The 22489-nt window shown below is 45.0% G+C and carries 19 protein-coding genes; 13 read left to right on the top strand and 6 right to left on the bottom strand.

The window, feature by feature from the left end:
• The first annotated feature begins 68 nt into the window (after positions 1–68).
• From fabF to AB4351_RS11820, 8 genes are all read left to right on the top strand, one after another.
• Complete coding sequence (gene fabF, locus AB4351_RS11785) at positions 69–1313, top strand: beta-ketoacyl-ACP synthase II (protein WP_010437291.1); 1245 nt, start codon at positions 69–71, stop codon at positions 1311–1313.
• Positions 1314–1417: 104 nt separating this feature from the next.
• Complete coding sequence (gene pabC / locus AB4351_RS11790; RefSeq protein WP_065583975.1) at positions 1418–2296, top strand: aminodeoxychorismate lyase; 879 nt, start codon at positions 1418–1420, stop codon at positions 2294–2296.
• Positions 2293–3309 (top strand): endolytic transglycosylase MltG, encoded by a 1017-nt coding sequence (gene mltG / locus AB4351_RS11795; RefSeq protein WP_372126090.1) that lies wholly within the window; start codon positions 2293–2295, stop codon positions 3307–3309. Before pabC ends, mltG begins: the two co-directional genes overlap by 4 nt.
• Positions 3310–3319: 10 nt before the next feature.
• Entirely contained in the window at positions 3320–3952 is a 633-nt protein-coding gene (tmk, locus tag AB4351_RS11800; RefSeq protein ID WP_017062148.1) for a dTMP kinase, read from the top strand.
• A gap of 6 nt (positions 3953–3958) precedes the next feature.
• Positions 3959–4924, top strand: a complete 966-nt coding sequence (locus AB4351_RS11805; protein WP_017062147.1) for a DNA polymerase III subunit delta' — start codon at positions 3959–3961, stop codon at positions 4922–4924.
• Positions 4915–5682 (top strand): TatD family hydrolase, encoded by a 768-nt coding sequence (locus tag AB4351_RS11810; protein ID WP_017067206.1) that lies wholly within the window; start codon positions 4915–4917, stop codon positions 5680–5682. The genes AB4351_RS11805 and AB4351_RS11810 overlap by 10 nt, the downstream gene beginning before the upstream one ends.
• A gap of 445 nt (positions 5683–6127) precedes the next feature.
• The gene (gene ptsG / locus AB4351_RS11815) at positions 6128–7558 is read left to right on the top strand and encodes a PTS glucose transporter subunit IIBC (protein ID WP_017062145.1); all 1431 of its coding nucleotides are present in this window, start codon (positions 6128–6130) and stop codon (positions 7556–7558) included.
• A 229-nt stretch (positions 7559–7787) separates the two neighbouring features.
• Entirely contained in the window at positions 7788–8192 is a 405-nt protein-coding gene (locus AB4351_RS11820; protein ID WP_017062144.1) for a hypothetical protein, read from the top strand.
• A gap of 92 nt (positions 8193–8284) precedes the next feature.
• Here AB4351_RS11820 and AB4351_RS11825 read toward each other — a convergent pair whose 3' ends face one another.
• The gene (locus AB4351_RS11825) at positions 8285–8878 is read right to left on the bottom strand and encodes an outer membrane beta-barrel protein (protein ID WP_017067207.1); all 594 of its coding nucleotides are present in this window, start codon (positions 8876–8878) and stop codon (positions 8285–8287) included.
• Between the two features lie 145 nt (positions 8879–9023).
• Here AB4351_RS11825 and AB4351_RS11830 point away from each other — a divergent pair, with 145 nt between their 5' ends.
• A complete protein-coding gene (locus AB4351_RS11830) occupies positions 9024–9113 on the top strand; it encodes a YnhF family membrane protein (RefSeq protein WP_100214626.1) in 90 nt (29 codons plus the stop codon).
• Positions 9114–9154: 41 nt separating this feature from the next.
• Complete coding sequence (locus AB4351_RS11835) at positions 9155–10369, top strand: patatin family protein (RefSeq protein ID WP_372126093.1); 1215 nt, start codon at positions 9155–9157, stop codon at positions 10367–10369.
• Between the two features lie 159 nt (positions 10370–10528).
• Here AB4351_RS11835 and pyk read toward each other — a convergent pair whose 3' ends face one another.
• Positions 10529–11977, bottom strand: a complete 1449-nt coding sequence (pyk, locus tag AB4351_RS11840; protein WP_102321122.1) for a pyruvate kinase — start codon at positions 11975–11977, stop codon at positions 10529–10531.
• A gap of 319 nt (positions 11978–12296) precedes the next feature.
• Between pyk and AB4351_RS11845 the strand changes: the two genes are divergently transcribed.
• A complete protein-coding gene (locus AB4351_RS11845; protein WP_017062140.1) occupies positions 12297–13514 on the top strand; it encodes an ROK family protein in 1218 nt (405 codons plus the stop codon).
• A gap of 168 nt (positions 13515–13682) precedes the next feature.
• Entirely contained in the window at positions 13683–14624 is a 942-nt protein-coding gene (locus AB4351_RS11850; protein ID WP_017062139.1) for a chemotaxis protein CheV, read from the top strand.
• 333 nt (positions 14625–14957) lie between these two features.
• Here the strand turns inward: AB4351_RS11850 and AB4351_RS11855 are convergent, their stop codons facing one another.
• From AB4351_RS11855 to AB4351_RS11870, 4 genes are all read right to left on the bottom strand, one after another.
• The gene (locus AB4351_RS11855) at positions 14958–18050 is read right to left on the bottom strand and encodes an error-prone DNA polymerase (RefSeq protein WP_372126096.1); all 3093 of its coding nucleotides are present in this window, start codon (positions 18048–18050) and stop codon (positions 14958–14960) included.
• 113 nt (positions 18051–18163) lie between these two features.
• On the bottom strand, positions 18164–19633 hold the full coding sequence (locus tag AB4351_RS11860; protein WP_372126099.1) for a DNA polymerase Y family protein: 1470 nt from the start codon (positions 19631–19633) through the stop codon (positions 18164–18166).
• A 3-nt stretch (positions 19634–19636) separates the two neighbouring features.
• A complete protein-coding gene (imuA, locus tag AB4351_RS11865; protein ID WP_102427867.1) occupies positions 19637–20344 on the bottom strand; it encodes a translesion DNA synthesis-associated protein ImuA in 708 nt (235 codons plus the stop codon).
• A gap of 155 nt (positions 20345–20499) precedes the next feature.
• A complete protein-coding gene (locus AB4351_RS11870) occupies positions 20500–21276 on the bottom strand; it encodes a YciK family oxidoreductase (protein WP_372126101.1) in 777 nt (258 codons plus the stop codon).
• Positions 21277–21383: 107 nt separating this feature from the next.
• Between AB4351_RS11870 and sohB the strand changes: the two genes are divergently transcribed.
• On the top strand, positions 21384–22445 hold the full coding sequence (gene sohB, locus AB4351_RS11875; RefSeq protein WP_009849001.1) for a protease SohB: 1062 nt from the start codon (positions 21384–21386) through the stop codon (positions 22443–22445).
• Positions 22446–22489 lie beyond the last annotated feature (44 nt).

Consider the following 22489-nt stretch of genomic DNA (forward strand, 5'->3'; position numbering starts at 1 on the left):
ACCGCCTGTGTTTTATCTAACTCATCTATCCTCATCTTAAATCACCTCAATCCCCGGAGTGTAAAATCGTGTCCAAGCGTCGTGTAGTTGTCACTGGCATGGGTATGTTGTCACCGGTAGGCAACACTGTAGAATCTTCTTGGAAAGCCCTGCTAGCTGGTCAAAGTGGTATCGTTAATATCGATCATTTTGATGCAACCAATTTCTCAACTCGTTTTGCAGGTCTAGTTAAAGACTTTAACTGCGAAGAGTATATGACTAAAAAAGATGCTCGTAAGATGGACTTGTTCATCCAGTACGGCGTCGCAGCAGGTATTCAAGCTTTAGATGATTCAGCCCTAACTATTACTGAAGAAAACGCTCCACGTGTGGGTGTTGCTATCGGTTCTGGTATTGGTGGTCTTGGTTTGATCGAAGCCGGTCACCAAGCTCTAACTGAAAAAGGCCCTCGTAAGATCAGCCCGTTCTTCGTACCGTCGACGATCGTGAATATGATTGCTGGTCACATGTCTATCATGCGTGGCCTACGCGGTCCAAACATCGCGATTTCTACTGCATGTACGACTGGCCTACATAACATTGGTCACGCGGCTCGTATGATTGCATACGGCGATGCAGACGCAATGCTAGCGGGTGGTGCTGAAAAAGCATCAACTCCACTAGGTATGGGCGGTTTTGGTGCGGCTAAAGCACTTTCTACTCGTAACGATGAGCCTCAAAAAGCTTCTCGTCCATGGGACAAAGGCCGTGATGGCTTCGTTCTTGGTGACGGTGCAGGCATGATGGTTCTTGAAGAGTACGAACATGCGAAAGCTCGTGGCGCTAAGATTTACTGTGAGCTAGTTGGCTTCGGTATGTCGGGTGACGCTTACCACATGACATCTCCAAGTGAAGATGGCTCAGGTGGCGCACTAGCAATGGAAGCGGCTATGCGTGATGCTGGCATTACTGGTGAACAAATCGGTTATGTAAACGCACACGGTACTTCGACTCCTGCAGGTGACGTAGCGGAAGTTAAGGGCATCAAGCGTGCTCTTGGCGAAGCAGGCAGCAAGCAAGTATTGGTTTCTTCTACGAAATCAATGACAGGCCACCTTCTAGGTGCTGCTGGTTCTGCTGAAGCTATCATCACGGCTATGTCTCTGGTTGACCAAATTGTTCCACCAACAATCAACCTAGATGATCCTGAAGAAGGCTTAGATATTGACTTAGTACCTCACACTGCGCGTGAAGTTAGCAACATGGAATATGCTGCATGTAACTCATTCGGTTTCGGTGGTACAAACGGCTGTTTGATCTTCAAAAAGATTTAATCATCTTATTAAAGACGTAAACACTCGTAGATAGTCACAATTAGACTTGTTTTTAAACGGCTTGATGCTTTAGCATTGAGCCGTTTCTTTTTATGGGGAAAAACATGTTTTGGGTTGATGGAGAAAGCCAGCAAACTATCGATATTTTGGATCGCTCGTTTCAGTACGGAGACGGCTGTTTTACGACAATGCTCGTGAGTGATGGTGAGATACAACATCTTCACGATCATCAGCACCGTGTCGACGAGTGCCTTAAAGCACTACGCATTTCTGCTCTTGATTGGGATGTTGTTAGTCTTTGGCTCGATACTGCGCTTCAACACATCCAACATAACGCTCTTCATGGCACAAAGAGCCTTGATGGTTCAAAGAAGCTCCATAACGCCAACAAGCCTCATAATCAAAAAGCAGGGATCAAGCTGCACGTTAGTCGTGGAGCGGGTGGGCGTGGCTACAGTACCAAGAATATCGCCAAGCCGACAATCACCATCAGTACCTTTGATTACCCAAGCCATTATTCAGCGTGGCAAGACTCCGGTGTTGAACTCGGTATCTGCCATCAAGCGCTAGGTTTGAGCCCACTACTGGCTGGCCATAAGCACAATAATCGCCTTGAGCAGATTTTGATGAAAGATGAAATGGATCAAGCTAATGAAGTGGATGGTGTGGTTCTTGATATATCGGGCAATGTGATTGAAACCACCATGGCCAATCTGTTCTGGCGCAAAGGTCAGTCGATATACACACCTCAACTCACTCAAAGTGGTGTCGCGGGGGTTATGCGTAAGCAAGTGTTAACCGCGCTGAATCAGGCTGAACTTTCCGTTACAATTAGTGACTACTGCTTATCTCAACTCATGCAAGCTGATGAGGTTTTCATGACAAACTCCATTTTAGGGGTTGCCCCAGTTACCCGTATTAGTGATACCCAATTTAACATTGGAACCGTTACTCGTAGCCTTCAAGGACAACTAAACTCGTGATCAAAAAGTTATTTATTTTTATTATCTTGTGCTTAATTGCAGCCGGTGCTGCTGGTTTTTATGTTTACAACCAAGCGCAAGATAACCTGAAACAAGTTATTCAATTAGAAAAACCACAAGTCGTGACTGTTGCTTCAGGTAGCAGCTTTAACCGCGTTCTAGCCCAGTTGATTAACGAGGGGCTGTTTGAGGCTTCTCCTTACGAGAAATTAATCCGTAAGTTACATCCTGAGCTTGTAGACGTAAAAGCGGGTACTTTCCTGCTTGAACCGGGTTTAACCTTAGAGCAAGCGCTACAGGTGCTTGTAGAAGGGAAAGAACACCAGTTTACTATTACCTTTGTTGAAGGCAGTCGTTTTGACGAATGGCTTGTTCAGCTAAAAGACAACGAATTCATTCAACAGACGTTGAATGATGTCTCTGAAAAAGAGATCGCTGAAAAGTTGGGTATTGAAAACGAAAAGCTAGAAGGTCTCTTCTTAGCAGAAACGTATCACTACACCTACGGCACCACTGATTTAGATTTGTTGAAGCGCGCGCATCGAGACCTAATGAGCGTGGTGAATGAAGAGTGGGAAAATCGAGCGGATAAGCTGCCTCTTAAATCGCCATACGAAGCGTTAATTCTTGCATCTATCATTGAGAAAGAGACCGCTGTTGCGTCAGAACGTGAGCGTGTTTCTTCTGTGTTTGTTAACCGTCTAAACAAGCGTATGCGTTTGCAAACTGACCCAACGGTTATCTATGGCATGGGTGACAGCTACGATGGCAACATCCGTAAGAAAGACTTACGCACGCCAACGCCTTACAACACCTATACAATGAGTGGCTTGCCACCGACACCTATCGCTATGGCAGGCAAAGCGTCTATCAACGCGGCGTTGAATCCAGAGAAGAGCAACTACTTGTATTTCGTTGCGAGTGGAACAGGTGGGCACGTATTTTCAAAGAGTTTGACTGAGCATAACCGTGCAGTGCGAGCTTACTTAAAGCAATTAAGAAAAAACAGATAAAGAAATAATTATGAATCAGTCGAAATTTATCGTGGTTGAAGGCCTTGAAGGCGCTGGCAAAAGCACAGCAATCAATGCCATCGTTGAGACATTAAAAGCATCGGGTGTTGAAGATATTGTTAATACTCGCGAGCCGGGTGGTACTGTCTTAGCTGAAAAGATGCGTTCATTGGTTAAAGAAGAGCACGAAGGCGAGAAGCTTCAAGACATGACTGAATTGCTGTTGATGTATGCAGCACGTGTTCAATTAGTCGAGAACGTCATCAAGCCGGCACTCGCCAATGGTCAATGGGTATTGGGTGATCGTCATGATATGTCTTCACAGGCATACCAAGGTGGTGGTCGCCAGATCGCGCGCACGACTATGGAATCACTGAAAGCAACCACGCTAGGCGGCTTTAAACCCGATCTAACGCTATATTTGGACCTAGACCCTAGAGTAGGGCTAGAGCGTGCTAGAGGCCGTGGTGAGCTTGATAGAATTGAAAAGATGGACATCTCATTTTTCGACCGCACGCGTGAGCGCTATCTAGAAATTGCAGAACAAGATGATTCTGTACTTGTGATTAACGCGCAGCAAGAAATTGAGCAAGTAGCCGCTGATATTAAAGTCGCGCTAACTGCTTGGCTCGACAAACAGTAGGTAGTCATGGCTGAAGTGTATTCTTGGCTCACACCGGTATGGAGTGAGTGGAAAAAAAGTCTCGATGCGGAGCGTTTTCCTAACTCTGTGATTGTTAATGCACCGGAAGGGCTCGGCGTTGATGCTTTGATTAGCCAACTTACCGACGCATTGATGTGCACGAACTATGAAAGCGAGTCGTGCGGGTTTTGCCACAGCTGTGAGTTAATGAAGTCGGGCAGTCATCCTGATTTTCATGTGATCTCACCCGAGAAAGAAGGTAAGTCGATCACGGTTGATCAAGTGCGTGCCAGTAACCGCTGGGCTCAAGAGTCTTCTCAGTTAGGTGGTTTGCGCGTTATTTTGCTTAACCCTGCTGAAGCAATGAACGAATCGGCTTCCAACGCACTATTGAAAACTCTGGAAGAGCCATCAAGCAAGTGCATCTTCATTCTGTCTACTCGTAACAGTAATCGCTTAATGCCGACTATTATTAGCCGTTGTCAGCAATTCAATGTGGTTAGTCCGCAGTTAGAGACAGCATCAGCGTGGTTAGATGGTGAAGTGGGCAAAGCGGTACCGCAGTATATTTTAGCACTCAATGACAACGCGCCTTTAAAAGCAAAAGCGATGTTTGAGCAAGGTGGCGTTGAAGCTTCAACAAAAGCGCTCGATGGCTTTGTGAATGTGATAAAAGGCACTCAACCTGACATGCTAAAGTTCTCTACAGAGCTTAGCAAAGACCCTTTGATTCAACTTGGCTGGCTTTGGCATCTATTGTCAGATGTACAGAAGCTGCATTTTGGTTTGGCGAATCAGGCTTTCACTCCGAGTGCGAAAGCACTGTGTGAGGCGATGTCTTATCAAAGTGCTTATGCAGCATCGAATAAACTGCTGACATTGATTGAGCAGTTAAAGCAACACCCTGGGCTCAATACGGAGCTACTCATAATGAATTGGCTGATAGCCACTTGCGAGGAAACATGTTCGTAGATTCCCACTGTCATTTAGACAAACTGGATTACCAAGATTTACACACCAGCGTAGAAGATGTGGTTAACAAGGCGAAGGCTGCTAATGTAGACCAATTGCTTTCTGTCGGCGTGACACTCGATTCGTTTGAAAATATGCTCGAGATGATCTCGCCGTTTGATAACGTTAAAGCCTCTTGTGGCGTTCACCCTCTCGATGTTGAAAGTGATTTCAGCCTAGAGACAATGCGTGAATACGCGAGCAACCCTAAGGTTGTGGCGATTGGAGAGACAGGTTTAGATTATCACTACCAACCAGAGACGGCGGAGCTGCAACAGCTACGATTTAAGCAGCATGTTGAGTTAGCCGTTGAGCTGAATAAACCTTTGATCATTCACACTCGTAACGCACGTGAAGACACATTAGCTATTTTACGTGATGGCGGAGCTGAGAAGTGTGGCGGTGTGATTCACTGCTTTACCGAAGATCAAGCGTTCGCTGAAGCAGCAATGGAACTAGGTTTCTATATCTCAATTTCAGGCATTGTGACCTTTAAGCAGGCTACAGAACTTAAAGAAGTTGTTAAGAACCTACCGCTAGACAGGTTGCTGATCGAGACTGATTCTCCATATTTGGCGCCCATTCCATATCGTGGGAAGCAGAATCAGCCTGCATATGTCGTCGAAGTGGCGGCCTACATTGGGCAATTAAAAGGTGTGTCGATGAAAGAGGTTGCCGAACAAACGACCAAAAATTACCAAAAACTTTTTTTGCGATAAAAATCTAAGTAAACAAATAAAAGGGAGCGAAAGCTCCCTTTTTGTGTTTTTGATCACTAAAAATACGTTTTTTTTTAATGTTTACGAATTATGTTGAACTTGAGAGCGCTAATTATAACATTTGTAATTTTGTTACTAAAAATAACATTCGCTCCTATTTTATTTACTCAGTAAAATAATAGGACCATTGAAAAATACTTATATATTTCAATTGATTAAATGCTTGTAAAGGATTGCATTTCTAGATTTGACATGTGATCCAAGACGTGTTTTGAAACTAAATTTCGTAAGTGACTAGAAAGTTAGTTCCCCATCAATATATATTTAGCGGCAGAAAATATAATGCAATACATGGTTACATTTTCGCAGGGTGCTAACATATAGGCTACGGGGGTGTGCCGTTAGAACCCAATATAATTATTTTATCTTTATCAGGAGCATAAACATGTTTAAGAACCTTTTTGCTAGCCTGCAGAAAGTTGGTAAGTCTCTGATGCTTCCAGTATCAGTTTTACCAGTTGCGGGTATTTTGCTAGGTGTCGGTGCAGCAGATCTTCCTTTCATTCCAGAAATTGTTTCAAACTTAATGGAACAAGCTGGTGGTTCAGTATTCGGTCAAATGGCACTACTGTTCGCAGTAGGTGTTGCACTTGGCTTTACTAACAACGATGGTGTAGCGGGTCTAGCAGCTATCGTTGGTTATGGCATCATGACTGCTACACTTGGCGTAATGGCTGGTGTAATGGGCGTTGATAAAATCGATACTGGTGTACTAGGTGGTATCCTAGTCGGTGGTGTTGCTGCTTGGGCATTCAACCGTTTCTTCCGTATTCAACTACCAGAGTACCTTGGCTTCTTCGCTGGTAAGCGTGCTGTGCCAATCATCACAGGTTTCTCTGCGATTGGTCTAGCAATCCTACTATCTGTAGTATGGCCACCAGTTGGCGGCGCTATCTCTGCGTTCTCTGATTGGGCTGCTCACCAAAACCCACAAGTGGCGTTTGGTATCTACGGTATCGTTGAGCGTTCTCTAATTCCATTTGGTCTTCACCACGTTTGGAACGTACCTTTCTTCTTTGAAGCTGGTACTTGTGTAAACGCTGCTGGCGAAACTCAAAACGGTGTTCTTACTTGTTACCTAGTTGCTGATGACGCATCTCGTGCAGCGGGCAATGGCTTCGGTCAGCTAGCTGGTGGTTACATGTTCAAGATGTTCGGTCTACCTGCTGCTGCAATCGCGATTGCACACTCAGCTAAGCCTGAAAACCGCGCTAAAGTAATGGGCATCATGGCTTCTGCTGCGTTGACTTCATTCCTAACGGGTATCACTGAACCAATTGAATTCTCTTTCCTATTCGTTGCTCCAGTACTGTACGCAATCCACGCTCTACTAGCTGGTTCTGCATACGTTCTTGCGAACACTCTAGGTTTTGTACACGGTACATCTTTCTCACACGGTCTAATCGACTTCCTAGTTCTATCTGGCAACGCGTCTAAGATGGGCCTAATGGTTGTATGTGGTATTGCTTACGCTGCAATTTACTACATCGTATTCCGCACTGTGATTAAAGCTCTAGACCTTAAAACTCCAGGCCGTGAAGACGAGACTGAAGAAGAGTCAGTTGCGACTGGTTCTGAACTTGCTGGTGAGCTAGTTGCTGCATTCGGTGGCAAAGCGAACATCACTGGTCTTGACGCTTGTATTACTCGTCTACGTGTTGCAGTAGCTGATACAGCTCTTGTTGACCAAGACAAGCTGAAGAAACTAGGCGCTGCAGGTGTTGTAGTAGTAGCGGGTGGCGTACAAGCTATCTTCGGTACTAAGTCTGACAACCTTAAGACAGACATGGATGAGTGGATCCGTAACAACGGTTAATTCTCTGATTCAATAAATTGAAAGGAGGCCGAAAGGCCTCCTTTTTTGTTTTCTGCTCTATGAAAGATCTATTGTGCTTAATCTCCATTAACTCAGATACTTATCATTCAACTCGATCAGTTGATGGTTGCTCTTAAATTTTTCGTGTCTTTTATCTTTTACCCAGCGATGACACCTTTTGCTGAGATTCCAGTAGACTTCCGTTTTTTAAATACAGTCTGAGAATATTATGAAACATCGTTACTTGATCGGCCTTATGTGCTGCAGCGGAGCCTCGTTTGCTCAAGCTTCTGAAGCTCCAGCTTTGGAAGTGGGACTCGCCATTGACCAAGACCTGAGTGTCGTTGTGGAATTTGATCAGAAATACCGTGCTACGATTGGCAATGACGGCGCTGCCTTTGATTACATTTTGAAGCGTGGTCAGTTCGAGACTGAAGCTCCGTTGAGCTGGTACGTCGGTGCTGGTGCTTGGGCTGAATGGAATGACGACTTTGGCTTACGCTTGCCGTTAGGCGTGAAAGTGAATTTCTACGAAGGTTGGAATGCTTACGCTCAAGTTCACCCTGAACTCGATATGTATAAAGGTGTTGAGTTGCAAGTGGGCGGCGCTTTAGGTGTTACCTATAAGTTCTAACCTGAACTAAAACCGTTTTAATAATGAAAAAACCAGCATTTAGCTGGTTTTTTAGTTTGGGCCGATCTTATATTTTTGCTTCATTGAGCCGCTTAGAAAGTAAAACTCAGTCCGACATTGGCTTGGAATTGGTTCATCCAGTCGGTATCAAAGCGAATGATGCACTCTTGCCCGTTATTTGGGATATTACAAACACCGGAGGTATCGTTGTCGACAACCGTGCCTAACCAACGTACTTGTGTGTTCAACGCTAGTCGGTCACTAAATTTGTACTCTAAGCCACCAAAGATAGAAGTTGAGAATCCATACTTATCTTTTGCCCAGTCTACATCGACGTAAGAAGCACCCAGGCCTAGCCCTAGATAACCCGACAACACAGGCGAAGCAGGGTAGTAGATGCTGCTTTGAAGGTGCAGGTATTGGATGGAGGAGCTTAGGTTAAGCGTTTCTAATTCCGAGCTCTGATTGGAGTAGAAGAAGCCGATGCGTCCTTTTTCAAGTGGCGTTTCAATGGCAAAGGTGTAATTTTCAGAGCCTTTCATGTCATAGGTTTTACCGTCCTGGTCTTCGACACTGCCACCGCCGGTATAACCTACCATAGGTGTAATGATGATCTCCGGCGAAGCATACGCGCTTGAAACGGAGAGAAGCGTAATCAGTGCCATCATATTTGCTTTGTTATTCATGAGTATATCCTTATCCATACACTTACTAATTGTGATGGTTACATCAATATTGTGCGACTAATTTCGACGATTCTTGAAGATACTTCACACACCTGATAGTACTTAAATAGAGACTCGACAAATTAATAATAAACCAGAGGTGTCTATGGACCATAATCTGAAAAATGCCCTACAAATTACCGTGTTTATCTACATGATCATTCTTTCATTTGGCTTTATTGCGATTGGTAGTTAATACCATCTATTGCGAGGCTGAGTTTTGATACTCAGGGAATAATGAATAGTGGGATTATAACCAATATTGATACAGCAATAGACTTGGATTATTACGCTAAGTTTATTGCTGGAAAAACAGCACTAGTCGCTCAAGGTGGCGGACAGAGAAGTATTTTTACTTCTGGAGTGCTGGATGCCTTTCTTCTCTCAAATTTTGACCCCTTCGACGAATTTTTTGGTACCTCAGCAGGTGCTCTCAACTTATGCGCTTATCTGTGCCGTGATAAAGGCCTTGGCCGTTCTTTTGTTCTCGACCTCACAACCTCACCAGAGTTCTTCAATCTCTTTTCCTATATACGACACAGAAAGAACCTAGGATTAGAATGGGCACTAGAACAAATTATGGCTTACCCATATAAGCTCGATCTGGATTTAGGGCGGCAAACGCTAGGCGATCGCCACTTCTATGCGGCTGTAACGGATTCCAAAGACTTACGAGACCACTACTTCCCATTATTGGGTGAAGATTGGTACAAGGTGATGATTGCGACCTGCGCCATTCCTCGTTTGTACAATGATGAAGTCTTTATTGGTGACAGTGCTTATGTGGACGGTGGTGTATCGGCGTGTATCCCAGTTCAGGAAGCGTGGCGAAGACAAGCCCGTTCTATTGTAGTGATTCGTACTGAGCCAGTGGTTGAGGAAGGTAATACCCAATTGGTTGAAGCACCAGTTAAGGGATCTTCAGTCAAAGCGCCTAAACCAATCTCTGCCGAAGAACTGGAGTGGTTTCGCGAATCTTTCGACAGTGTTCAAGGTCATTGGCAACAGAAAGTGGAGCAGTGGAAAACCGATTGGACCTCTTTCTTCCAACAACAAATTATGCGCTCAAAAGAGCAGAAGCGTGACCGTGGGCATTTAGACCTGCTGAACGGTGGTCGCTGGCTATTTGGTGCAGATGATATTTATCGCTTAAGTCATTTGATTGGCGATAAGTTTGATTCAGGCTTGGCTGACATGCTGATGGTGCATTATCAGACCTACTCATTGACTCAGGATTTTTTGAATTCGCCACCAGACGACGCGTTTGTGGTTCAGATAGCACCTAGTCAAACGCTTAAATCGAGCTCATTAATGAGTCATAAAGATGATTTACTGCATGATTACGAATTGGGTTTAGAAGCCGGTTACCGATTTGTGGAGACCTATACCTCAACGGAAAACGCTCGCAACTCGCATATGCCACAGTTAGCCACCATTGCTGCGGGTAACTAATTCCCGAAGTTGATGAGCTAGCATGCTGTGAGCTCGTTATGCTGTTTAAGCAGATTGTAGTGAGTCGTGTTCTGAAATGAAAAAGGGTTATTGAACTTGGTTCGATAACCCTTTTAAGTTTTTGAGATTAGGCGAATCGTTTCGCCTTAAGGTCAAATATTAGGTGACAGGCAAGATTCTCATACAGTTGGTTGACCCTGCTACATCCATAATGTCTCCTTGGGTGACGATCACTAGGTCGCCAAACTTAAGGTATCCTTCTTCTTTCAGGCAATCTAACGTTGATAGTGCAATATCAAAGCTGTCTTTGGCTTCTGTCTCGAAGTAGATAGGTGTTACACCTCGGTACAAGGTACAGCGATTAAGCGTTCCTTCGTTACGAGACAGCGCGTAAATAGGCATGTCAGCACTTAGGCGAGACATCATCAGTGCAGTGCGGCCCGACTCGGTTAGAGTGACAACGCCTTTAATGCCTTCCATATGGTTTGCAGAGTAGATGGTCGCCATCGAAACGGTTTCTTCGGCAGTAACAAAGGTGCGGTCAATACGGTAATTGGATTGGTTATTAATGCCTGCCATTTTTTCCGCACCAATACAGACTTCAGCCATCGATTTTACGGTCTCGACTGGGTAGTCACCAGCTGCAGTTTCACCAGACAGCATCACAGCATCGGTGCCATCGAGTACGGCGTTGGCAACATCCATAACTTCGGCACGGGTTGGCATTGGCGCAGAAATCATTGATTCCATCATCTGAGTTGCGGTGATGACAGTTCGGTTAAGCGCTCTGGCACGGCGTATAAGCTGTTTTTGTACTCCGACTAACTCAGGGTCGCCAATTTCCACTCCGAGGTCACCACGAGCCACCATGACCACATCTGAGGCCATTATGATGTCATCCATGTTCTCAACTGTAGCTACTGTCTCTGCTCGCTCCACTTTTGCGACGAGGTGAGCTTCTAAGCCGGCTTCTCGTGCAAGCTGACGAGCATAGTGCATGTCTTCACCATTACGAGGGAAAGACACCGCTAGGTAATCCACTTTGATTTGTGCGGCGGTGACGATGTCGCGCTTGTCTTTTTCTGTTAGCGCTTCTGCGGAAAGGCCACCCCCTTTTTTGTTGATGCCTTTGTTATTTGAGAGTGGGCCGCCAATGATGACTTCGGTATGAACGCGACAGCCTTCCACTTTGGTTACTTTGAGTTGAACACGACCATCGTCAAGCAACAGTATATCGCCGGCGGATACGTCGTTAGGCAGTTCTTTGTAATCAAGGCCAACGGCTTCTTGATTGCCTTCACCTAAACCTAGGCTGCTATCGAGAGTGAACAGGTCGCCTACGGCAAGTTGGATTTTGCCATCTTTGAATGTCGACACACGAATCTTGGGACCTTGTAAGTCTCCGAGAATGGCGATTTGAGTACCGTGTCTTTTTGCTATTGCTCTGACTTTTTCTGCGCGTTGTATATGGTCGTCGCTGGTGCCGTGAGAGAAGTTCATACGGACTATATTGGCACCGGCTTTGATGATCTCTTCAAGCACGTTACCTTTATCAGTAGAAGGGCCTAGCGTTGTGACGATTTTCGTTTTTCTTAATTCGGCTGTCATGAATACTCCTAGAGTGAGGCCAAGTAATCTTTTAAAAGACTGAATTAAGTATATGCATTAATTGATAATTTATTGGGAGCTAGGAGGATATTTCTTGATTTGCCTTTAATTATTGAATTCAGGGCTCAAACGCGATGTTTTATTCTGAAAATTAAGTCGCAAATTATCGATGTGGGTGTTAATTTCCCTCGAACTATTTGACTCGATACACAAAGATTCATGTATATACGTGATACTGGTCACGGCGATATACCAAGTGACTTCACAATTACTTCGCAAAGTAAAAAAATTACCTCGTTGATGATTTCTGGAGCGTAAAATGTACATGGCTCAACCGGGCCATATTGATCATATCAAACAGGTCAATGCTGGTCGTGTATATAAACTAATTGACCTTAAAGGTCCTATTTCTCGTATCGATCTGTCCAAGCAAAGTGAGTTGGCTCCGGCGAGTATTACTAAAATTACCCGTGAACTCATTGAAGCTCACCTTATTCACGAAACGACGGTTCAAGAAGCCACGACTCGTGGGCGTCCTGCTGTCGGTCTGCAAACCAATAACGAAGGTTGGCAATTTTTGTCGATGCGTCTTGGTCGCGGATACTTGACGATCGCGCTCCATGAATTGGGCGGCGACGTGCTTATCGATACCAAGATTGATATCCATGAACGTGATCAAGACGATGTGCTTGCGCGTCTTCTCCATGAAATCGATGAGTTCTTCCAAACCTATGCCGAGCAACTCGACAGGGTGACGAGTATCGCTATCACACTGCCAGGTCTGGTGAATTCAGAGCAAGGTATTGTGTTGCAGATGCCGCACTATAACGTTGAAAACTTAGCGTTGGGGCCGGAGATCTACAAAGAAACCGGTTTGCCAGTTTTTATTGCCAATGATACCCGAGCGTGGGCATTAGCAGAAAAGCTGTTTGGTAACTCACAAGACAACGACAACTCTGTTCTTATCTCGATTCACCACGGTTTAGGTGCCGGGATCATTCTTGATGGTCGCGTTCTGCAAGGACGTCACGGTAACATCGGTGAGTTGGGGCATATCCAGATCGACAAGGAAGGCAAGCTTTGCCACTGTGGTAATCGAGGCTGTTTAGAAACGGTGGCGAGTTCTCAGGCAATCCGTGAGCAAGTCAAAGAGCGATTGGTAAATGGTGAAGAATCAACGCTAACGGTGTTTGAAGACGTCACTATTGAACAGATCTGTGCTGCCGCTGCTAATGGGGATCCGCTGGCTGTCGAAGTGATTGAACAGTTAGGCCGTTATCTAGGTTCTGCGATTGCGATTGTGATTAACCTGTTCAACCCAGAGAAAATCTTGGTGGGTGGTGTTATCAATCAGGCGAAGAGCGTGTTATACCCGGCGATTCAAAAGTGTATCGAAGAGCAGAGTCTATCGGTTTACCATAAAGACTTAGAGCTGGTGGAATCTCGTTTTTATAAGCAGGCAACCATGCCAGGTGCTGCGCTCATCAAGCAGGCCTTATACGATGGCCAACTGTTAATGAAAGTTATTGAAGGTTGACCCCTTTTTCTCGTCTTGTAGCCTTACCTTGAACCTTTCCATGTACTTAAGCTTTGTATAACATCATTTGTTGTACTTAGTTTAAGCATTCTGTGCATTGGCGCTTTGCTTTAACCTATTGAAGTAGGCTATTGTAGCCACAGTTATTATTTGTCACTAAGGTGTTGTATGTCTGGCGTTTTAAATTCGGTTGATCAGAGAACCAAACTGGTCGGTGAAAACCGTCTGGAACTCTTGTTATTCAGCTTAAATAGTCGTCAACTATTTGCGATTAACGTATTTAAAGTGAAAGAAGTCCTCAAAGTGCCAGTACTCACTCGCTTACCGGGCTCTCATCATCATATTACGGGTGTTGCGTCTTTACGTGGTGAATCGGTGCCTGTTATCGATTTACGCAGTGCCATTGGCTTTCCGCCATCTCGTGCGGAGTCTCAAGAGAGCAACCTGATTATTACGGAATACAACCGAACCGTACAAGGTTTCTTGGTTGGGCAAGTTCGTAATATCGTGAACACGACATGGACAGAAATCCAGCCGCCGCCAAAGACAACAGGCCGTGCAAACTACCTAACCGCTATTACGCATATTCAAGAAGAAGAGCAGCACAAGATCGTCGAGATCATCGATGTTGAGAAAGTGTTGGCTGAGATCATTGATTACGATGTCTCGATCTCTGAAGGCGTTTTAGATGAACAATTAGCTCAGGAGATGATAGGACGCAATGTGCTTATCGTTGATGACTCTTCAACAGCGCGTAACCAGATCAAAGGCACCTTGTCGCAGTTGGGTTTGAACATTATTGAGTGTTGTGATGGCTTAGAAGCACTGACCTTACTTAAGGGCTGGTGTGATGAAGGCAAAGACATCAATCAAGAAATATTGTTGATGATCACCGATGCTGAAATGCCTGAAATGGACGGCTACAAGCTGACACACGAAGTACGTACTGACCCAAGAATGCATGACCTATTCATCACGCTAAATACTTCATTAAGTGGAAGTTTTAATGAAGCTATGGTTGAGAAAGTAGGGTGTAACCGCTTTATTTCTAAGTTCCAGCCAGACCTCTTGGTTGAAGTGACTCAAGAGCGAATGCGTCAGATTTTATAATTAATGCTGCTGTACGGTTTGTTTTGAGTGATCTTATAGAAAACGCTTGCTAATATTCACGTAGCATATTTTTCTTAACGAAATATGCTTAACTACTAGCGTGATTTTTCACACACAATCTAAGGTAGTTCCTCTTAATGATATGGTTAACGTCTAAAGTCGTCATGACTTTGAGCTTATTACTGTATAGGGAATTTAAGAAAAGACGTACGGAAGCTGAAGTTGAGTCATAACTCAACAACTGGAATTGAAGGGAAGCGGATGCTTCCCTTTTTCGTTTTTCTTTCTCTCTTTTCTTTAGCCAATGATCGATTGAGAACAGTTGGTACTTCGCTAATGAAAATCCCGAGATTTGGTTTTCAAGCCAACAATTTCATCGGTAATATCGATAAGTTTTCCCGCGATAACATGCACGACTTCACCTTCTTTTTCTAATATCCCTTGTACTTTTAACGCCTTGGCTGTGAGATAAGCTTGCTGTTGAGCGCGTGCGGTTGCTCCCCATACCACGACATTAATATTGCCAGTGCTATCTTCCAGCGTAACAAAGGTGACACCTGCCGCGGTGCCGGGAGATTGTTTACCTGTGACTAATCCGACAACGGTGACCATAGATTTGTGTCTTTGCTGTATTAAATCTTTCATGTGTGTGAATCGACCTAATCGTCCTGCTTCTTCGAGTAAAGTGATGGGGTGCTTGTTCAATGAAATTCCGACACTGGTGAAGTCTTCGAGTAGATCTTGCATCTCATTGGGCTTGTGCAGTACATGTTCGTCATGTCCTGCCTCAGCATCGTCATAGGCTTGGCTAAACAGAGGTAAATCCGACGCCGAGTCCATGATCGCCCAGCGAGTCTGGAAGCGGTCTCCAGAAACGTTATGTAGCGCATTGGCCGATGCCAGTAGCTCGATATCTTTCTTATTCATCGATAACTGTTTCACCTGACTAGGGTGGCGATAACCGGATGGTGGACGATTGGCGAGCACGCTTTGAATTCCATGCTCGCTGAATCCTTTGATTTGTCGCAGCCCTAAGCGAATCGCTAGACCATTCTGATGAGGGGCAACCGTGTGGTCGTTTTGAGAAGCGTTCACACATACCGGAAGTATCACCACATTGTGTCGTTGTGCGTCTTGTACTAACTGTGAAGGGCTATAAAACCCCATCGGTTGGCTATTCAACAGAGAAGCGTAGAAGCACTCTGGGTAGTAGCATTTCAACCAAGCGGAGCAATACGCTAACACCGCAAACGAAGCGGAGTGGCTTTCAGGAAAACCGTACTCGCCAAAGCCGCATATCTGTTTAAAGATCTGCTCAGCAAACTCTGTCTCATAGCCGCGCTTTTGCATTCCTTCGATGAGTTTGTTTTTAAACTTAAAGACGTTGCCATTTTTCTTCCAAGCGGCCATTGCCCGTCTGAGTTGATCTGCTTCTCCGCCTGTGAACCCTGCAGCGACCATCGCGAGTTTGATCACTTGCTCTTGGAATATCGGTACACCTAAGGTGCGCGACAGTACTGATTCCACGTCTTTAGATGGATAACTGATTGGCTCAATGCCATCTCGACGCTTGAGAAACGGATGCACCATATCACCCTGAATAGGGCCTGGGCGTACGATAGCGATTTGAATCACCAAGTCGTAATAAGTCTTCGGTTTAAGCCTTGGCAGCATGCTCATTTGTGCGCGTGACTCAATTTGGAATATCCCGACTGTGTCTGCTCGCTGAATCATGCCGTAAACCTGAGGATCGTCCTTAAGGCGAGTGATCTCAGCAATGGTCAGTGATCGCCCGTGAATACGTTTGATCAGGTCGAAACATTTACGAATCGCAGAGAGCATACCCAACGCGAGCACATCAACTTTCAGCAAGCCTAAGGTTTCTAGATCATCCTTATCCCATTGGATAATGGTTCGATCGTGCATCGCTGCATTTTCGACGGGAACCAGCTCATACAAAGGCCCTGAGGATATGACAAAGCCACCGACATGTTGAGATAAGTGACGTGGGAAGCCGATAATCTCATTAACCAAGTGGATAAACTGCTGCCCCTTCAAAGAATCAGGTTGTAGCCCTAATTGAGTGAGCTGAGCCTGCCAACCTAAGCTTTTGTCCCTGCGATTGGTGTTCTTGATGAAGTAGTCGAGCTGAGTTTCTTGTAGCCCTAATGCTTTTCCTACATCCCTTACCGCGCTTTTAAAGCGATAAGAAATGACCGTTGCGGCAAGTGCAGCCCTTTCTCTACCGTATTTTTGATAGATGTATTGAATAACTTCTTCACGGCGTTCGTGTTCAAAATCGACATCAATATCGGGCGGCTCATCACGTTCTTTACTGATGAAACGTTCAAATAGCACTGAAATCTGCCTTGGGTCGACTGAGGTGATTTCTAAGCAATAACACACCACGGAATTGGCAGCTGAACCTCGACCTTGGTAAAGAATGCCTTGGCTTTTAGCAAACATCACGATGTCGTGAATCGTGAGAAAAAAGAAAGGGTAGTCGAGCTCGCCAATCAGCCCCAGCTCTTTATCTATGATTTGTTGAATGTCATTAGGGACACCTTGTGGAAAGCGAGCCTTTTTTCCTTTCTCGACCAACATACGTAGATAACTCATGGGTGTCTCACCTTGAGGAATCAGTTCACTTGGGTATTCGTAACGTAGGCTACCTAAATCAAATTCACACAGCTCAGAAATTCGGTTGCTCTCTTCCAGCCACTCAGCTTTGAATATATGAGAGAGCTTATTGATGCTGCGTAAACAGCGCTCGGCATTCGCCAGTAAGTGACTGCCCACTTCGGTAATGGGCTTTTGGTACTTTATCGCAGTGAGTGAGTGCTGTAAGGGTAAGCGGTTAGCATTGTGCATTAGCACGCCACCACAAGCTGTTATCGGCAGTTGATGATGTTGTGACAGCTCAACGCAGTAATCTGTGTACTGCTGGTCGGTTTGCTTTAGGTGTCTTTGTAAGCCGATCCAAAGCCGACCTGAATGGTGCTGGGAGAGCCATTTCCCCCAATGCGCGTCTTCATTTTTCTGTTGAGGAAGCCAAAGAATAAAGCAGTGCTTAGCCGACATGATATCCCACTCAGAGAGCTGATAATGTCCCTTACTGCTACGACGTCTCGCGTTGGTAATTATACGGCACAGCTCGGCGTAGGCTTGTCTGTTTGGGCATATCAAGATCACTTGGCACTCTTCATTTAACCAAAACATGCTCCCGACAATTTGCTTGAGTGACAGTTTATGTTGCTTGATTGCAGAGTGAACCTTAACGATGCCCGCGACTGAGCACTCATCAGTAACCGCGAGTGCTTTGTAACGTAAGAAGTCGGCCTGTAAAACAAGCTCTTCCGCATGCGAAGCTCCCTCTAGAAAGGAGTAATTACTTTGACAGAAAAGCTCTGAGTATTGCTGAGACATAACGTAATCTCACTTAACCATTGCGAGTGAACATGATTGAAAAGGGACGCTGAAATTGAATAAGTAGAACGGAGGAGCTAACAAAGTTTCTTGCTGACTTACGTTCTTACCGACTAGCTAAATAAGCCGTGCAAAAACCACTGTTTATCTGGCGTTTTAAATATCCAGAGCCACCGACCGTTTTCGCTGTGAGCAATAAAGTAGTCACGAATGACCTTCTCTCCGTCCCACCAGCCAGAGACAATGCGCTCTGGGCCTTGAGATAAGGTGACGCTTTCGGTTAAGGCTTCGGGCTCTGGCAGTAAAATACTGGGCCGGAGTCGTTGTTGATTGACGCTGAGAGCTATGGTTTGTTGCTCGATCCCTGGGGGTGTTTGCTTTTTTGCTACAGACTTACTCAGTGTTGGGAGCGAATACTGATTGGCCTTTTCTGGCCTTGGGTCGTGCTGTATTTTCGGTGTTTGAATGCAGGCTTGCCCAAGCTTTGCTTGCAGTAGTGAGAGCAAATCTAACGCGGCAAGTGTTCCGGTATTACCATCAAAAAGATCATGGTAGGCCATTTGGGGTTCTCCATGACGAATCAAGCTGAGAGTTAGCCCCTGAACCGGTGCTGTGAGCTTTAGTGACTCTAAGGTGAGATGAGTAAGGTTCGCCCATTTTTCAGCAAGGTAATCACCTTGTGCCGAATAAAAAGAGACAGGGTGATCGTCTTTATCTCTTAGGTGCAAAGTCAGAGTTAACTCGAAAGCCACTCGGTCGCGCAGCTTCAAAAAACACTCGAGTTGATTCAGTAATTTCAGCAACGGCTTTTCGATGAACAGGATGTTTTCAATATCAAACAACAGCTCCAAATATTGCTGGAAATTCTCTGGTGGGTGATAGAAATCAATCGGGTGCTTGAACTGGCCGTTAAGGCGACCGACATAATTCACCAAGTCGATATCAAAGCGGCGTGCGACCTCTTGCAAAGGCAGCTTTAATAGGTCTTCAACGGTATTGATACCGACACGGTTCAGGCGTTCTACTTGCTTGGTCGGTAGCTCACTGGAATTCAATGCTTGTTGATTGACCCAAATTTTCATCTGCTCAATATTGTTTGTTGCTTGGTTGATCGCTTGCTTACCCAAAAGGATCGCAGAAAGCGGCGAATAACCCGTAGCGAAGCTGAACTGGATATTGAGCGTTTTTAAGTGGCTTTTGAGCTCATGCCAGTAGTTATCTAGCCCGTCGTAAAGTGACAGCATGTTAGAGGCTTTAATCAACAAGCCATTAGGTGGCAATAACGCCATGTCGGAAGTGACCAGATACGCCCATTGAGCGATCTCTTTGAGCTTACTTTTCTCCAGTTCAATACTGTAAGGGTGTACGTGTAAGTTGTGACACAGCGCCGCCGCAGACCCTAAGCCCATACCAAGTGAAATTCCCGATTGCAGCGCAGCTGGGTTCGCTTGCAGTACACGGTGATCTTTTTCATCCACGATGATAATAGGTTGTTCGCGTGAGTCTTCGCTCGAACCCAATTCATTAGAGTTAAACAAGGTATCCAACTGCAGGGACGGAAAGTGCAGATAAAGCCACAACATACGCTAGCCTTGCTTCGCAATAGGAAAAGCCAGCACAGTGTTACCTGACAAAGCACGATCTAAATTGTCTTCATGAATGACGTTCTCTGTGAGTAACGGCCAGTTGTGTGTCATGTCTAGAATAAAGCCGCCATACGACCAACTGCCTTTTCTTTTTGTTACCTCTACCTTCAATCCTTGGGCGTGAGAAGACAGCTTCATGCTTAAAGAAACGGGTAGGGATAGTTGATTATGGCTGGTGGCTTTAAAGTGAAACTGCAGGCACTTACCGGTTTCGCTTGCTGCTTGTAAGCGCTTGGTTTGGTGTATTTCTAGATCGGCTCCCCATAGCAATACAGAGTGACAAGCACCGCTTTTGAGGCACTGCTCAGCCGCCCACAACGCATCGAGATCGCGTTGAGGCTGGATAACAAGAATATTCTCTAATTCAATGCCTTGGCCGTTAAAAAACTCGGCACAGATCTTCCCTGGCGGATTAATGAATATGGCCAGTTTTTGCGAGTTTTGTTGAGATAAATAGGGCGTAAGGAGGCGAAGCTCGCCGATCCCTTGTTGTGATTCAACTTCAATAACGCCGTGCGTCGGGAAGCCGCCATCAAGCTGTTTATCCAGTTGAGGATAGCCTGTTGAAGTGGTACTTCCTTGCGTTGTTGATTGTAACCCTTTCCAGATTAGCTGGCGGTCTTGTAAGTTTTTTATTAGTTCATGCATAATTAAATACCTGTATATCTATACAGTATATTTAACAATGAAAAAGATGCAAAGAGAAATGATGAAAATTAGCGGCAGTAAGTATTAGATGGTTGATTTAGATACAAAAAAAGTCGCTATGGAAGCGACTTTTTACTGTTGGTTAATGATATCAGTTACTTAGGTTGAGCATCGATACATTGGCCATTAATATCTGTCACGCTTGGGTTCATTAAATGTAGGTACAGTGGGATGATGTCGAGTGGCGTTTTTAGCTTATTCGCATCTTCTCCTGGGTACGCTTTTGCACGCATGCGTGTTTGAGTGCCGCCCGGGTTGATTGCGTTAACACGGATGTTCGTGTCTTCAAGCTCGTCCGCTAAGATTTGCATCATACCTTCGGTAGCAAACTTAGAAATCGCGTAAGTGCCCCAGAATGCGCGGCCAGAGTGACCAACCGTTGAAGAGGTAAATACGATGCGACCCGCTTCTGCTTTTTTAAGTGCAGGTAGCAGAGCTTGAGTCATCAAGAACTCAGATTTCACATTGATCTGCATAACATCATCAAAGGTTTCTTCATCAATCTGCTCAAACGGGCTTAGAGTGCCAAGAACGCCAGCATTATGCAGTAGACCGTCTAAACGACCGAACTGTGATTGAATGGTTTCAGCCATATCAACGTAGTTCTGCTTTGTCGCACCTTTTAAATCCAATGGGATAATCGCAGGTTGTGGGTAACCAGCGCTTTCGATTTCATCGTAAATGAATTCAAGGTTTTTAACATTGCGGCCTAACAGAATGACAGTTGCACCATGTTGAGCGAAGCTTAGTGCTGCTTGGCGACCAATGCCAGCACCGGCACCTGTAACCAAAATTACTTTATCTTTGAGGGCATCTGTAGAGATTGGGTGATCCACTGTGCTTATCCTTCTTTCTTTTATTATGTTCGTCATTCCATTGATGTTTAATCACACAGATAACCGCAGGAATGATGAGAAATTCTTGGTAATCGTGACAAGATGGTTACAATACACTAATTCATACAATAGGGGATATGACATTGGAATTTTTGTTGGACTACGGCTTGTTTTTAGCCAAGATTGCGACCGTTGTAATCGCCATCATCGCAATTTTAGTGATTGCTAAATCTGTAGGTGGGAAATCAAGCGCGATTAAAGGTGAGCTGGAAATCACGAACCTATCTGAACATCATAAACAGACGATTGAACAACTAGAGCACCATCTACATGATGATGCTTTCATCAAAGCCCGTGATAAAGCAGAAAAGAAAGCGGAAAAAGAGAAAGTAAAATCACGCGGTAAAGAAGTGAAGAAAGCAGCGAAAGAGGGTGAGCTTGATAGTAAGCGTGAACCACATCTATTCGTTCTTGATTTTAACGGCAGCATTGATGCGAAAGAAGTGGCTTCATTACGTGAAGAGGTAACGGCGGTTCTGGCTGTGGCTCGTGAAGGTGATGAAGTATTGCTGAAACTTGAGTCTGGCGGTGGCATGGTTCACGGCTATGGTTTAGCGTCTTCTCAACTTGATCGTATCAAAGCGGCAGGTTTGCCTCTGACTATCTCGGTAGACAAAGTGGCGGCAAGCGGCGGTTACATGATGGCATGTATCGCAGACAAAATTGTATCTGCACCGTTTGCTATTGTTGGCTCTATTGGCGTGATTGCTCAACTGCCAAACTTCAACAAACTACTTAAAAAGCACGATATTGAGTTCGAGCAGCTAACGGCGGGTGAGTACAAACGCACGCTTACTATGTTTGGTGAGAACAGCGATAAAGCACGTGAGAAGTTTAAAGAAGAGCTAGAAGAGACACATGGCCTATTCAAAGACTTCATCCGTGACCATCGTCCTGCGTTAGATCTTGAAAAAGTAGCAACGGGTGAACACTGGTTTGGTACACAAGCACATGAACTTGGACTGGTGGATGAGATCAGCACTTCTGATGACTTAGTCGTAGCGGCATGTAAGGACAAAACGGTTCTAGCGATCCACTACGTACAGAAGAAAAAGCTGTCAGACAAACTAGCGGGCGTGGCAGGTAAATCTGCAGACAGCGTGTTGATGAAGCTGATTGAACGCGGTCAAAAGCCGATTGTTTAAGCTTATTTAGTTCGAGCCTTAAAAAGAAAGCGCATAAGTCATCA

The sequence above is a fragment of the Vibrio sp. 10N.261.51.F11 genome (assembly GCF_041471665.1).
In the GTDB taxonomy this organism is placed as follows: Bacteria; Pseudomonadota; Gammaproteobacteria; order Enterobacterales; family Vibrionaceae; genus Vibrio; species Vibrio crassostreae_C.

Bases quoted from the DNA above. Each gene is read 5' to 3' on its own strand.
- pabC (WP_065583975.1), top strand. From the start codon at position 1,418: ATGTTTTGGGTTGATGGAGAAAGCCAGCAAACTATCGATATTTTGGAT.
- tmk (WP_017062148.1), top strand. From the start codon at position 3,320: ATGAATCAGTCGAAATTTATCGTGGTTGAAGGCCTTGAAGGCGCTGGC.
- AB4351_RS11805 (WP_017062147.1), top strand. From the start codon at position 3,959: ATGGCTGAAGTGTATTCTTGGCTCACACCGGTATGGAGTGAGTGGAAA.
- AB4351_RS11810 (WP_017067206.1), top strand. From the start codon at position 4,915: ATGTTCGTAGATTCCCACTGTCATTTAGACAAACTGGATTACCAAGAT.
- ptsG (WP_017062145.1), top strand. From the start codon at position 6,128: ATGTTTAAGAACCTTTTTGCTAGCCTGCAGAAAGTTGGTAAGTCTCTG.
- AB4351_RS11820 (WP_017062144.1), top strand. From the start codon at position 7,788: ATGAAACATCGTTACTTGATCGGCCTTATGTGCTGCAGCGGAGCCTCG.
- AB4351_RS11825 (WP_017067207.1), bottom strand. From the start codon at position 8,878: ATGAATAACAAAGCAAATATGATGGCACTGATTACGCTTCTCTCCGTT.
- AB4351_RS11830 (WP_100214626.1), top strand. From the start codon at position 9,024: ATGGACCATAATCTGAAAAATGCCCTACAAATTACCGTGTTTATCTAC.
- AB4351_RS11835 (WP_372126093.1), top strand. From the start codon at position 9,155: ATGAATAGTGGGATTATAACCAATATTGATACAGCAATAGACTTGGAT.
- pyk (WP_102321122.1), bottom strand. From the start codon at position 11,977: ATGACAGCCGAATTAAGAAAAACGAAAATCGTCACAACGCTAGGCCCT.
- AB4351_RS11845 (WP_017062140.1), top strand. From the start codon at position 12,297: ATGTACATGGCTCAACCGGGCCATATTGATCATATCAAACAGGTCAAT.
- AB4351_RS11850 (WP_017062139.1), top strand. From the start codon at position 13,683: ATGTCTGGCGTTTTAAATTCGGTTGATCAGAGAACCAAACTGGTCGGT.
- AB4351_RS11855 (WP_372126096.1), bottom strand. From the start codon at position 18,050: ATGTCTCAGCAATACTCAGAGCTTTTCTGTCAAAGTAATTACTCCTTT.
- AB4351_RS11860 (WP_372126099.1), bottom strand. From the start codon at position 19,633: ATGTTGTGGCTTTATCTGCACTTTCCGTCCCTGCAGTTGGATACCTTG.
- imuA (WP_102427867.1), bottom strand. From the start codon at position 20,344: ATGCATGAACTAATAAAAAACTTACAAGACCGCCAGCTAATCTGGAAA.
- AB4351_RS11870 (WP_372126101.1), bottom strand. From the start codon at position 21,276: ATGACGAACATAATAAAAGAAAGAAGGATAAGCACAGTGGATCACCCA.